Genomic DNA, 12,505 nt, shown 5'->3' with positions numbered 1-12,505 from the left:
TGTTGCCCCGGAGCCGGCGCCGGGGAGTGTCACGTCTTCGGGATCTTAGCCTCGGCGACGACCTTTGCCCATTTCTCGGTCTCGGCCTTCAGGAAGGCCCCGAACTGGGCGGCGGTCTGCGGCGCCGGCTGGGCTCCGAACTTCTCGAACTTCTCGACCGTCTCCGGCTCCTTCAGCGCGCGGGTCATGGCGGCGTTCAGTGCCGCGACGGCCTCGGGCGGCGTGCCCTTCGGCGCCACGATGCCCGACCAGGAATAGGCCTCATAGCCGGGGAGCCCCGCCTCCGGCATGGTCGGGATGTCGGGGAGAATGGACAGGCGGGCCGGGCTGATGCCGAGCGCCTTGACGGTCTTGGCCTGGACCTGCGGCACGGCGGTGGGGCCATCGGCGAACATCAGCTGAACGTGGTTGCCGAGGAGGCTGCTCATGGCCGGGGCGCTGCCGCGATGGGCGACGTGCAGCATGTCCGCACCGGTCATGCTCTTGAACAGCTCGCCGGCGAGATGGGTGCCGCCGCCGACGCCGGCCGAGCCATAGGCGAGCTTGCCGGGATTGGCCTTGGCATAGGCGGCAAGTTCACCGACGTTGTTCACCGGCAGCGACGGGTGGGCGCAGACGATGATCGGGAAGATGCCCGCGCCGCTGACCGGCACGAACTCCTCGAGGAAGTTGTAGGGCAGGCTCGCCTTGAGGCTCGGGTGAACCGAGTGATGAATGGCGCAGACCAGCAGCGTGTGGCCGTCCGGATCGGCGCGCTGCACCGCCTGGGCGCCGATGACCGCATCGGCGCCGGGACGGTTCTCGATGATGACGGTCTGGTTCCAGTATTCGGAGATCTTCTGGCCGATCTGGCGAGCCGTCAGGTCCACAGGGCCGCCCGGCGGGAAGGGAACGACCAGCGTGACGCGCTTGGCCGGAAAGGACTGGGCCCTCGCCGGCAGGATCGAGGCGGCCGCGACGCCCCCGAGGGTGGCGAGAACGGTGCGGCGGCTGGCGGACGTCATGGGCAGGTTTCCTCCGAAAGGGTTCTTTCGGAAATGAAACGCCATTTCAGAAGACGGCGCAACTGGGCCGGTTGGGAGGGGAGCCGGTTTGCAGCCGGGCTTCTGAAACGACCATGGCCGGGACGATGTCCGGCCATGGAGGGTTCTCATCGGAGCGGTGCGCCCGGGGGCGGCCGGTTACTCGACCTTGGCGCCGGCGGCGCGCACCACCTCGGCCCAGCGCGGGATCTCGGTCGCCATGCGCGCCTTGAGGGCGTCGGGGCCCTTCATGGTCGCGAGGGCGCCGAGCTCCTGGAAGCGCTTCACGAAGGCCGGGTCCTGGCCGATCTTGATATGGGCGTCGACCAGCTTCTTGGTGACGGCGTCGGGCAGGCCCTTCGGCGCGATCATGCCCGACCAGGAGGTCACGTCGAAATCGGCGACTCCGCCCTCGATCATGGTCGGAATCTCCGGCAGGCCCGGCCAGCGCTTGGCGGTCGAGACGGCGATCGCCTTGATCGTCTTGCCCTGGATCTGGCCGATGATGGTCGGCAGGTTGTCGAACATGAAGTCGATGCGGCCGGCAATGAGATCCTGCACGGCGACCGCGCCGGTCCGGTAGGGCACGTGGAGCGGCTTCATGCCGACCTTGCGCGACAGGAACTCGGTCGACAGGTGTGCCGTGGTGCCGAGACCCGGCGTGCCGTAGGAGGCCTTGCCCTCGCCCTTCGCCTTCACCCAGGCGATGAACTCCTGAACCGTCGACACCGGCGTCTGCGGGTTGACCACGAGGACGTTGGGGATCTCGTAGATGTCGGCGATATAGGTGAAATCGGTCAGCGGATTGAAGGGCAGGTTGCGGTAGAGCTCGATATGGGCCGAGAGCGGGCCGATGGTCGAGACGCCGATCGTGTAGCCGTCGGGCTCGGCCTTGGCGACGGCGTTGACGCCAACGTTGCCGGCCGATCCCGGCCGGTTCTCGATGACGACGGTCTGGCCGATCTCCTTCGACAGGTTCTCGGCGATGACGCGGGCGAGCACGTCGGTAGAGCCGCCCGGCGGGAAAGGCACGATCATGCGCACGGGCCGGGACGGCCAAGCGTCCTGGGCCGAAGCGGTGCGGATGGCGGGGACGGCCAGAACTCCGGCGAGCCCTGCAAGCGTCGTACGGCGAGTGATCATCAGCAGCATTTCCTCATGTGTTTGACCATCTTCAGCGGGTTGCAGCCACGCTCCCCCACTCGATGACCCGAGGCAGCGTGACACCCGACCGTGTGCGTTGGGTAAATGGTAGCCGTCAGGCGGGCCCCGCCGCAACCCGCGGCGGGCCGGGATGCTGCATTACAGCAAAATCAATAGTGCCGCGGAGGGCCACGTATTAGGTCAGGGCGTCACTCCCGAATGCCCTTGCGGCCCCCCGGGCCGCGATATCCCTTTTGCAGAGCCTCCATGACCGCCATGTCCCCGCCCGCCGCGGCACCCTATCCCGGACTGGGCTTCCGCCAGTTCGTCGCCATGATCGCCGCGCTGATGGCGACCAATGCGCTGGCCATCGATTCCATGCTCCCCGCCTTGCCGGAAATCGGCGAGGCGCTCGGGATCGTCTCGCCGAACGCCCGGCAGTGGGTGGTCACCTCCTACCTGCTCGGTTTCGGGGTGGCACAGGTCATCTACGGCACGCTCGCGGACCGGTTCGGCCGCCGCCCGGTGCTGCTCATCGGGCTCGCGATCTATGTCGTCGGCAGCCTTGCGGCGACCTTCGCCACCAGCTTCGAGGCCATGATGGTGGCGCGGGTGGTGCAGGGCATCGGCGCCGCCGCCTCGCGGGTGCTCGCCGTCTCCATCGTCCGCGACACCTTTTCCGGCCGGCAGATGGCGCGGGTCATGTCGCTCGCCTTCATCGTCTTCCTCGCGGTGCCGATCCTGGCTCCCTCCATCGGCCAGGTCATCATCCTGGTGGCGCCGTGGCGCTGGATCTTCGCCTCGCTCGGCCTCTTCGGGATTGTCGTGGCGCTCTGGGTGGCGCGCAAGCTGCCCGAGACGCTGCACCCGGAAGACCGCACGCCGATCGCCCTCTGGCCCATCGTCAACGCCTTCCGCATCTGTCTGACGACGCGCCAGTCGGTCGGCTACATGCTCGCCATGACCTTCGTCATCGGCAGCCTGTTCGGCTTCATCAACGCCTCGCAGCAGCTGTTCGAGGACGTCTTCCGCGCCAGCGACATCTTCACCATCATCTTCGCGGTGATCGCCGGGTTCATGGCCATCGCCTCCTTCCTCAATTCGCGCGTCGTCGAACGGTTCGGCATGCGGCGGGTCTCGCATACCGCGCTGATCGGCTATCTCGCGGCGACGCTGATCCACGGCTCCGTGGCGCTGGCCGGCTACGAGACGCTCTGGACCTTCACCCTGTTCCAGTGCGCCACCATGTTCTTCTTCGGCCTGATGGCCTCCAACTTCGGCGCCCTGGCGATGGATCCGCTCGGCCATGTCGCCGGGACCGCCTCCTCCGTGCAGGGCTTCGTCTCGACGGTGGGCGGAGCCCTGATCGGCTTCTGGATCGGCCAGCACTTCAACGGCACCGCCCTGCCCATCGTGCTGGGCTTCGGCGCCTGCGGCGTGGCGGCTCTCGCCATGGTTCTGGTTGCGGAGAAGGGCCGGTTGTTCCGGCCGCAGACGGGACGATAGGCGAGAGTTCAGACCGGAAAGCGCACCGCACACAGTATTTCCACCGGCGGTCTTGCGGACGTGGTAGGATCAGTTCTCCATCGGCCAGCGCCCCCCTTGCGGCGGACGGAGTGTATCGACCGGGCAAGCCTCGCGTTCCGCAGGCCTCCGCGTTTTCCGCGAAAGGGGACGTTCTTGACCCCGCACCGGCCATCCATCCCAGATCCGGCCCTCAGCCTCGCTCTCGCGGTGGTTGCCAGTTCGACGTCGCCGCTCGTCCTTCTCGAAACCGACATGACGGTGATCGGAGCGAGCCCGTCCTTCTGCCGTGCCTTCCAGATCGATCCGGCCAGCGTCGACGGTCGCAGCGTCTTCGCCCTGGGGCAGGGGGAGTGGGGCGTGGCGAACCTGCGCTCGCTGTTGCGGGAAACCGCGATGGGAACAGCCGACGTCGAGGCCTATGAATTCGATCTCGACAGCCCGGCCCTGGGCAAGCGACGCTTGGTGCTGCACGCACATCGTCTCGTCCATGCGGCGGGACCGGAGGTGCGCGTGCTTCTGGAAATCTTCGACGCCACCGATGAGCGGTCGTCCGAAAGCTTCAAGCAGTCCCTCATCCGCGACAAGGCCGCCCTCCTGCAGGAGGTGCATCACCGGGTCGCCAACAGCCTGCAGATCATCGCCAGCGTCCTGATGCAGAGCGCCCGCCGGGTCCAGTCCGAGGAGGCCCGCGGCCATCTCACGGACGCCCGCAACCGGGTGATGTCGATCGCATCCGTCGAGCGGCAACTGGCCGATTCACAGGCCGGCGACGTCCACTTGCGGGACTATTTCACGGCTCTGTGCCGCAGCCTCGCCGCCTCGATGATCCGTGATCCCGAGGCTCTCACCCTGACGGTGGAGGCTGACGACACCACGGTGAGCGGCGAGTTCTCGATCAGCCTCGGCCTCACCATTACGGAACTGGTCATCAATTCGCTGAAGCACGCCTTTGCCGACGAACGCCGCGGGGCCATCGTCGTCGCCTATTCCTCGGGTCCGACCGGTTGGACCCTCAGCGTCACCGACAACGGCGTCGGGATGCCGACAGCCGGTGCAGGCGGCGCCAAGTCGGGCCTCGGAACCAGCATCGTCGAGGCACTCGCCAACCGGATGCAGGCGACCATTTATGTGAACGATATGGCACCTGGCACTCAGACGAAGATCGTCCACGAGGAAAGCACGCAGGCTGACACGGGCCTCGCGGCGATCGCTGCCGGGCGGACGGCCTGACAGGAACGCCGAGCGCCGCTCGCCGCAGGCGGGGCAGTTCCGCACCGGGCAAAACCATGTCCTCGCGCGCCTCCGGGTCGCCTGAGGCGGCTCCGGCAGGACAGGGCCGTCGTCGCCCCTCCCACCGCTTGCCAGACAAAGCTGATTGACCGCGTCAACGATGACCGTCAGAACCCGTCGATCCCGCATGGTGAGTTCGATGGCCATACACCACCCCCATCCCCGCGCCGCATGGTGCGATCCCCTCACGGGCGCGATTCTCGATGGGCGGGCCCTGATGGAGCGGATGGCGCGTCGGCAGGCCGTCCTGCTCGGCGAGACGCACGACGTGGCCGAGATCCACCGCTGGCAGATGCATGTGATCGCGGCCCTGCACCAGCTCCAGCCGCGCCTTGCCGTCGGCTTCGAGATGTTTCCCCGGCGGCTGCAGCCGGTGCTCGACCGCTGGGTCGACGGTCAGCTCTCGACCGCCGCCTTCCTGGCGGAGAGCGAGTGGGATACGGTCTGGGGCTTTCCCGCCGAAATCTATCTGCCGATCTTCCACATCTGCCGGCAGGCGCGCGTGCGCATGCTGGCCCTCAACTGCCACCGCCCGCTCGTCACGCGCGTGGGCAAGGAGGGCTGGGCCGCCATCCCCGAGGAAGAGCGCGACGGGCTGACGCCGGCGGCGCCCGCGACATCCGCCTACCGGCGCTACCTGTTCGAGCTGACCGGCGCGGGCGGGCGCGCGCCCGGCGCCGCCGGCCCGGACGATGCGGGGTGGGATCGCTTCGTGCGCGCGCAGCAGACCTGGGACCGCGCCTTCGCCTGCGCCATCGCGCGGGCGCTCGGCGACGGCACCGCCGACCTCGTCGTCGGCATCATCGGCCGCGGCCACCTGGAATACGGCCACGGCACGCCCTACCAGCTCGCCGATCTCGGCGTGACCGACGTCGCCGTTCTTCTGCCCAACCAGGATGAGACTCTCGCCATCGAGCCCGACCGCCGCCTGGCGGACGCGGTGTTCAGACTGGACAGGCCCGAGCCGCCCGCGACCCGGCGCACGCGCGCGCGGCTCGTCGCAGGCTAGGACCGGCGCGGCGGCAGCGGCGCCCGCATCATCCGCGGCGCGGTCTGCCGCTCGATGGCGATCTGCCGCACCGGGCCGCGCAGCGCCGTCATCTCGCGCAGGCCCTCGAGCCGCGACGCGCGCGCGAAGGTGTCGGTCGTCGACGCGGGCGCGATGCCGGCATAGCGCAGCCGCTCGGGCAGGCGGGCCGTCTCGATCTCCTCCACGCGCCGGCGCATGTCCGGCGACAGGCGCCCATAGGCGCGCGCGGTGACGAAGTCGCGCGGCTGGTGCGGGAAGCGTCCGCCGGCACGGAACACGCGCACGCCCTGATCCGTCACCACCACGTCGCCGGTGCGCAGCGTGTGGTCCTTCGCCAGCGCGAGGCGCGCCAGGCCCTGGGTGACGTTCGCCTGGCAGGAGCAGCCCGGCACGAGCCGCTCGCGATAGCGGAAGGCGGTGGCGGTGGCGCCGTAGAGTTGGCCCGTCTCGGAGCGCGCCGTCTCGATGGCGCCGTTGCGGGCGGGGTAGAGGCGCACGCTGGCGCCGGGGCACATGGCGCCGCAGGCCTCCGCCTGGGCGGTGCGGCCGGCGCCGCCGGTGGCCGGGCCGACGGGGAAGAAATAGCCGTCGCAGGAGCGCACGCAGAAGGCACGGGAGGAGCCGTCGGCCCCCGCCAGCGCCTGACCCTGGCGCGTCGGGCGGGTGTTCATCTGGCGCGGCGCCCTGCCGGCGGGCAGATGCGCCACGGTCGGCGCCTGGCGCTGACCGAACCAGCCGCCCGGCGCCGCAGGCGCGGCACGGCGACCGCTCTCGCCGCGGGCGATGGCGTAGAACTCGTCGCGATCCTCCGCCACCGATCCGGAAATCGACAGGCAGGCCAGGCCGAGGACGGCGACAATGCCGAAAACGCGGAACATGAGACGGCACCGGTAGGGGGGTAACGATTAACCTTACGTCATCTCTTAACGCTTCGGAAACCATCCGGCAAGCACCGGCTCGCGTTAGGGTTGATGGGCTTGCTGCCATCCTGCTGACAGAATTTGGCAAGAGGCCGTGTAGGGTGATCTCAACCCGAGGAGGAGAGATCCATGGCCCAGAGCCTCACCGCCATCCGCAGCGCCGCCGTCGAGGACCCCGAGGTCGAGGCCGTGCTGGCCGAATTCGACGGCGATCCCCGCCGCGCCATCCGCGCCCTGCTCGACGACATCGCGGCGCTCGCCGAGGACGAGCCGGCCGAAACCGTGCTGACGCTGACCGCCGCCATCCTGCCGGAGGCGCAGCGCCCGGGCTGAGCCGCACCGCCCTGCGGCACGTCCCTGCGCCGGGCTCGCCCCTGTCGTGCGGCGACGGCCATCCCCATCCCGGCAAAGGCGTCTAGCATTCGCCGATACCCTCGTATCGCCGGGAGCCGCCGATGCCGTCCTACAGCCCGACCACGTTCCAGGCCCTGACCTATTGTGACCAGGTGCCGAACTTCCTCGCCGGCACCGACAGCCCGCGGGCCTATCTGGAACGCTGCCTCGCCACGATCGACGAGCGCGAGCCGGTGGTGAAGGCCTGGGTGACGCTGAACCGGGAGGGCGCCCGCGCCGCGGCGGATGCCGCCACGGAGCGCTATAAGGCGGGGCAGCCGCTCTCGCCCATCGACGGGATCCCGGTGGGTATCAAGGACCTCTACGCCACCCGCGACATGCCGACGAAGATGGGCAGCCCCCTCTATGAGAAAAACTGGCCGAAGCAGGATTCGGCCAGCGTGCAGGCGCTGCGGGCGGCAGGCGCGGTCATCCTCGGCAAGGCGGTGACGACCGAGCTCGGCATGTCCCATCCCGGCCCCACCACCAATCCCTTCTCGGCGGAGCATTCGCCGGGCGGCTCGTCCTCGGGTTCGGCCGCGGCGGTGGGCGCCCGCATGGTGCCGGTGACGCTGGGCTCGCAGGTGGTCGGCTCCTGCATTCGGCCGGCCGGCTTCTGCGCCAATTACGCGCTGAAGCCCACCATGGGCGCCCTGCACCGCGGCGAACGGCAGGGCTTCAGCCAGAGCCATCTCGGCGTCCATGCCGGCAGCCTCGAGGACATGTGGCGCGTCGCCCACGCAATCGCCATCAGGGCCGGCGGCGATCCCGGCTATCCCGGCCTGGTCGGCCCGGCGACGCTGCACGCCCCCGTCGCACCCTCCCGCCTCGTGGTGATCGAGGCGGAGGGCTGGGCGGCCACCGACGCCGCCTCCCGCGCCGCCTTCGAGGGCGTGCTGGCGGTGCTGCGCGACGCCGGCGTCGAGATCGTCTCTCGCCGCGACAACCCCGTCGTGGAGGCCTTCGAGCGGGCCATCGGCGACAGCCTCGCCATGACGCGGGACATCTGCGCCTACGAGATGCGCTGGTCGCTCGACAATCTGGTGGCCGAGCACGGCGGCGGCCTCTCCGACAGCATGATGCAGCGGCACATTCTCGGCCAGAAGGTGACGCTGGACGAGTACCGCGCCCTGCTGGTGGCCCGCGACCATGCCAAGCGCGCCCTGCTCGCCGTGGCGGCGGCGGGGGACGCCATGATCTGCCTGTCGAACGTCGGCGCCGCCCCGCGCCTCGACAACAAGGGCACCGATTCCGGCATCGCCCACACCACCGGCCTGCCGGCCTTCAACGCCTGGACCTCGGTGACCGGCGCGCCGGCCATCTCGCTGCCGCTGCTGGCCGTCGACGGCCTGCCCTGCGGCGTGCAGGTGATCGGCCAGCAGCACGGCGACCACGCCCTCACCGGCATCGCCCGCTGGGTGGCGGAGACGGTGCTGGCGGCGGAGCGGCGGAAGGGGTGAGTGTGGCGGAGGCCCTCACCCGGCGCCTGACGGTGCCACCCTGTCCCACGAGGGGAGAGGGAGACTGCGTCGCGCGGCGCATTCGAACTGGCACACCCCGCCCCGCCGCGATCCCTCTCCCCTCGTGGGAGAGGGTGCCCGCGGCAGCGGGCGGGTGAGGGGGAGGCAAGGCCCCGCAATTCCGCCTAACGTCCTATCATAGGATTTTTTACTTGACGCCGGCGGTCGCCTCAGGCATCCTCCCTCTTCTCGCAACAGGAGGACCGCATGAGACCCGTCATCGTCGCACTGCTGGCCCTGATCGCCCTGGCCTTCGCGCCGCCGTCCCATGCCTCCATGCCGTCCCCTGCGGACGCGGCTTGCCGCGACGGTAGAAATGCCATATATTCTGCCGGTCTTATCTGCCATGGGAGATGGCATACGATGACCGCCAGGACGGACAAGCCGGTGTCCCGTGCCGCCACGTCGCGCAAGGCGGCGGCGGCCGAGGCGGTGCGCCGCGGCCCGGCCCGCACTGCCACCTATTTCGACACGGACGGCCTCATCGTCATCGACCGGGTGGCGGAGAGGTTCGGGCTGTCGAAGGCGCAGCTCGCCGACACGATGGGCGTGAGCCCCGAGACCTTCCACCGCGCCGCGCGGGCGAAAGCGCCGAAGACGCAGGGGCGCGTCACCGAAATGATCGAGATCGTCGCCCGCGTCAGCGACTGGGCCGGCGGCGAGAAACAGGCCCTCGCCTGGTATCGCGCCGAGCCGCTGCCGGCCTTCGGGGGGCGGACGGCGGAGAGCCTCGTCAAGGACGGCAAGGCGGCCGCCCTGCGCGACTGGCTCGACCATGTCGCCACCGGCGGCTTCGCCTGAGGTGTGGGCGGCGGGGCGCGCGATGCGGCCTCTCCGCAGCCGCCTCGCGAACCTCCACCCGTCATCCCCGGGCTTGGCCCGGGCATCCACGAATTCTGGTCGAGCTGCGGTGTTCAAGTCGTGGATGCCCGGCACAGCCGAGGCTTCGCCTCGGCGTTCTTGGCAGAGAACGGCGGCCAAGGGCCGCCTATCGCCCGGGCATGACGCGGTGAGGGCAGCGCGCGCTTCGACCATCTGGCGGCGAGACGCCGCGCATGGCGCAGCAGAGAGGGCGGCGGCCCACATGACCCGGTGACAGCGTGACACCCCTCCCCCTCATCCGCTATCGCGGCCTCGCCTACCGGGCGCATGACCCGCGCTGGGCCTTCGCGCCGACCTCCGGGGCGGGCGCGGCGATCCATGGCGGGCGGTTCAACCCGAAGGGCATGGCGGCGCTGTACCTGGCGCTCTCCATCGAGGGCATGTTCGCAGAAGTCTCCCACGGCTTCGCCCACCGCTTCGCGCCGCTGACGGTGGTGACCTACGACGTGGACTGTGCCGATATCCTCGACCTCACGACGGAGGCGGGCCGGCAAGCCGCCGGCACGGACCTCACGACCCTCGGCTGCGCCTGGATGCTGGACCGCGCCGAGGGCCGCGTGCCGCCCTCATGGACCCTCGCGAAGCGGCTCATTAAGGCGGGAGTGGCCGGGGCGCTGGTGCCGAGCTTTGCGACCGGAGCGACGGAGGGGATGCGGAATCTGGTGCTGTGGCGGTGGGGCGGGGCCGCGCAGCAGGTGGTGGCGTGGGATGAGGAGGGGCGGTAGCCTTTGGGCCGAACGTCCCGTCGCGTTCTCGCAAAAAGTCACGGCATGAAAACGTCCCAACGACTGCAATTTCAAGGATTTTTTGTCTCGGTAGCAACTACACTTCGCTGGCGTAACGCTGCGTGCTATTTGAACCCGATAGATGGGCGCAGAGGGGCGACGCCTTGCAAAACCAACCAACGCAGGCTGGACGCAAATATGACAAGGGTGAGCGGCGCTTCAAGCATGTAGGTAAAGGCGCTGAACCAGAGTTTTTTGTTCCTGAAGACAACCCAAAAAAGATTGTGGGGAAATGCCCCCGCTCAATATCGAATGAAGAGCGTGATCGTCTTTTGCAGATTGCAATACCTATAGATAACGGTGATCGAGAGGTGCCTGCAGCAAAAAAATTATACGCAGTACGCCAAGGCGCCATCTATGAAGCGCAAACATCTGATTTTGGCATATCTTATCATGCTTATCCGTTTCGCGGGAAACTGAGGGAAAGTGTGCTAGACAAGCTACGAAATATGGCTGAACGCGAAGGCTGTCTATCTCAGTTTGACGACTGGGTTCGAATGCACATTGTAAGGCACGGGCGATGACCAAATTCTCGTTGAAGCTCAATCCAATTGGCTCCGAAAGATTATCTACCTGCCATTTCTCAGTGGCTTTGGATGATGTCACCATATGGCCGAATCGCGGGGTGGATAGTTCAACCGTTGAAGTTCAGATTGATGATCTTCTCTCCCATTTGACTGAATTTTGGAAGCCTTTGATGCTGCGCCAAACGTTTCCTCTGGCGCTGAACCCATTACGGCCTTCCCTATTGCGGCCTGAAGCCGAGAAACGATGGGCCTCAAAGCCAGAACCTCAGGTTGAGCAAGAGGATATAGCATTAGAAGCGTTTCAAGAATGCCACGACATTTCTCGCTGCTTTGCTGGGTATTTTGACCTACCGCCGCTGTGGTTTTTTCGTTCTGGCGAAAGAATGCTGGTCGATACGGGCGAATACTTCGTTGAGGTCAGCTATGAAGCAGCGCGGGAGGCGTTGCAGGCTGCGGGCGATTGGATCGCTGACCGACTTGGAGACAGCCGATGGTCCACGTTGGTCTCGGCATGGAAAGCACGCGACGCTGGGGAGGGAATTGGCCTGCTGCGGTGGTCGACCGGGTTGGACGAAGAAACGGCAAGGAACCTTGCAGAGTCCGGCTTACTCACAGTTCCGGCGAATGTAACCGAAGCGGCCAACGACAATGACGAAATTCGCATTGCCGCACGTATGGCCAATTCTCTTCTTCCCGAGGACATCGAAGCGATTCTTGAGCGTATCGTTCAGTTCCCGAAAACGAATGCTGCAGGCCTCGACGCTCTTTCTGCTGCATCGCACATCTTCGTGCAAAGCCGCTATTCAACAGCACGCCCCTTCGAACAGGGCGAGGCACTGGCAGGCTTCGTGCGACAAAAAATTGGCGTGTCATCTTACGAATACTTGGATGTATTTGAACTAGTCAGAAAGCTTGGCGCTACGGTTTGCGTTGAGGCTTTTGGCCCATCTACGCTGGACGCCATTGCGGTATGGGGAAATCTGCACGGGCCGGCCACGCTCTTAAACTCTGGCAGCCGTCGACACAGTGTGCCTGGCTCAGAAGATGCTGAGCATTCAGGGCAGCTTAGGGTAACTCTTGCGCATGAGTTTTGTCATTTCCTTATTGACCGAGGGCACGCGCTGGGAGTGGTCGACGTGTTGCTCAGCCGAATGCCTGCACCAGTCGAGCAGCGAGCAAGAGCATTCGCGGCCGAATTGCTTCTGCCCAGTCGCGCCGCTGGAATAGCTTGGATTGATGCTGGGCGTCCGACCGACAGGCAAGGGCTTGAGAATCTTGTTGGCGATCTTTGCCAAAAATACTCACTCTCAAAGAGCGTTTCGTCGTGGAAGCTTGAGCACGGCGCGCGATTGTATGGCGCTAATCTGAGTCAAACTCTGGATGCGCTTCTCCCGCAACGCTAATCGCTCCTTGCTCATTCTTTTCTTCCGCAGTTGATCAACATGAAGCACGACCACACCCATTGA

Annotated in this window: 12 protein-coding genes; 9 read left to right on the top strand and 3 right to left on the bottom strand. The window is 67.0% G+C overall.

Annotated elements, in window-relative coordinates; all coding sequences use genetic code 11:
* Positions 1-29 precede the first annotated feature (29 nt).
* Positions 30-1,004 carry a Bug family tripartite tricarboxylate transporter substrate binding protein gene (locus C6569_RS01255; protein WP_106747137.1) on the bottom strand — a complete coding sequence of 325 codons (975 nt, stop codon included), beginning with the start codon at positions 1,002-1,004 and terminating at the stop codon, positions 30-32.
* A gap of 177 nt (positions 1,005-1,181) precedes the next feature.
* The gene (locus tag C6569_RS01250; protein ID WP_181313870.1) at positions 1,182-2,165 is read right to left on the bottom strand and encodes a Bug family tripartite tricarboxylate transporter substrate binding protein; all 984 of its coding nucleotides are present in this window, start codon (positions 2,163-2,165) and stop codon (positions 1,182-1,184) included.
* A gap of 267 nt (positions 2,166-2,432) precedes the next feature.
* Between C6569_RS01250 and C6569_RS01245 the strand changes: the two genes are divergently transcribed.
* From C6569_RS01245 to C6569_RS01235, 3 genes are all read left to right on the top strand, one after another.
* Positions 2,433-3,671, top strand: a complete 1,239-nt coding sequence (locus C6569_RS01245) for a multidrug effflux MFS transporter (RefSeq protein ID WP_215905781.1) — start codon at positions 2,433-2,435, stop codon at positions 3,669-3,671.
* A 195-nt stretch (positions 3,672-3,866) separates the two neighbouring features.
* Positions 3,867-4,922: a sensor histidine kinase gene (locus tag C6569_RS01240; RefSeq protein ID WP_425440708.1), complete on the top strand. Its 1,056-nt coding sequence runs from the start codon at positions 3,867-3,869 to the stop codon at positions 4,920-4,922.
* 286 nt (positions 4,923-5,208) lie between these two features.
* Positions 5,209-5,991, top strand: a complete 783-nt coding sequence (locus C6569_RS01235) for a ChaN family lipoprotein (protein ID WP_245898203.1) — start codon at positions 5,209-5,211, stop codon at positions 5,989-5,991.
* Here C6569_RS01235 and C6569_RS01230 read toward each other — a convergent pair.
* The gene (locus C6569_RS01230) at positions 5,988-6,890 is read right to left on the bottom strand and encodes a DUF2865 domain-containing protein (RefSeq protein ID WP_106747135.1); all 903 of its coding nucleotides are present in this window, start codon (positions 6,888-6,890) and stop codon (positions 5,988-5,990) included. The two genes, C6569_RS01235 and C6569_RS01230, sit on opposite strands and share 4 nt — an antisense overlap.
* Positions 6,891-7,061: 171 nt before the next feature.
* On the opposite strand from C6569_RS01230, the gene C6569_RS01225 reads away from it, so the two are divergent.
* The 6 genes from C6569_RS01225 to C6569_RS01205 all read left to right on the top strand — a co-directional run bounded on the left by C6569_RS01225 (position 7,062) and on the right by C6569_RS01205 (position 12,442).
* Positions 7,062-7,265, top strand: coding sequence for a hypothetical protein (locus C6569_RS01225; protein ID WP_106747134.1), 204 nt, complete (start codon positions 7,062-7,064; stop codon positions 7,263-7,265).
* A 122-nt stretch (positions 7,266-7,387) separates the two neighbouring features.
* Positions 7,388-8,785 carry an amidase gene (locus C6569_RS01220; protein ID WP_106747133.1) on the top strand — a complete coding sequence of 466 codons (1,398 nt, stop codon included), beginning with the start codon at positions 7,388-7,390 and terminating at the stop codon, positions 8,783-8,785.
* Between the two features lie 423 nt (positions 8,786-9,208).
* Positions 9,209-9,646 carry an antitoxin Xre-like helix-turn-helix domain-containing protein gene (locus tag C6569_RS01215; protein ID WP_106747132.1) on the top strand — a complete coding sequence of 146 codons (438 nt, stop codon included), beginning with the start codon at positions 9,209-9,211 and terminating at the stop codon, positions 9,644-9,646.
* Between the two features lie 317 nt (positions 9,647-9,963).
* On the top strand, positions 9,964-10,452 hold the full coding sequence (locus C6569_RS01210) for an RES family NAD+ phosphorylase (protein WP_106750835.1): 489 nt from the start codon (positions 9,964-9,966) through the stop codon (positions 10,450-10,452).
* 164 nt (positions 10,453-10,616) lie between these two features.
* Positions 10,617-11,036, top strand: a complete 420-nt coding sequence (locus C6569_RS21615) for a hypothetical protein (RefSeq protein ID WP_146144703.1) — start codon at positions 10,617-10,619, stop codon at positions 11,034-11,036.
* A complete protein-coding gene (locus tag C6569_RS01205; RefSeq protein ID WP_106747131.1) occupies positions 11,033-12,442 on the top strand; it encodes an ImmA/IrrE family metallo-endopeptidase in 1,410 nt (469 codons plus the stop codon). The genes C6569_RS21615 and C6569_RS01205 overlap by 4 nt, the downstream gene beginning before the upstream one ends.
* The last annotated feature ends 63 nt before the right edge of the window (positions 12,443-12,505 follow it).

The organism is Phreatobacter cathodiphilus, assembly GCF_003008515.1.
Taxonomy (GTDB): Bacteria; Pseudomonadota; Alphaproteobacteria; order Rhizobiales; family Phreatobacteraceae; genus Phreatobacter; species Phreatobacter cathodiphilus.
The sequence above is the reverse complement of the archived record's forward strand: the minus strand, read 5'-3'. Positions and strand labels throughout refer to the sequence as shown.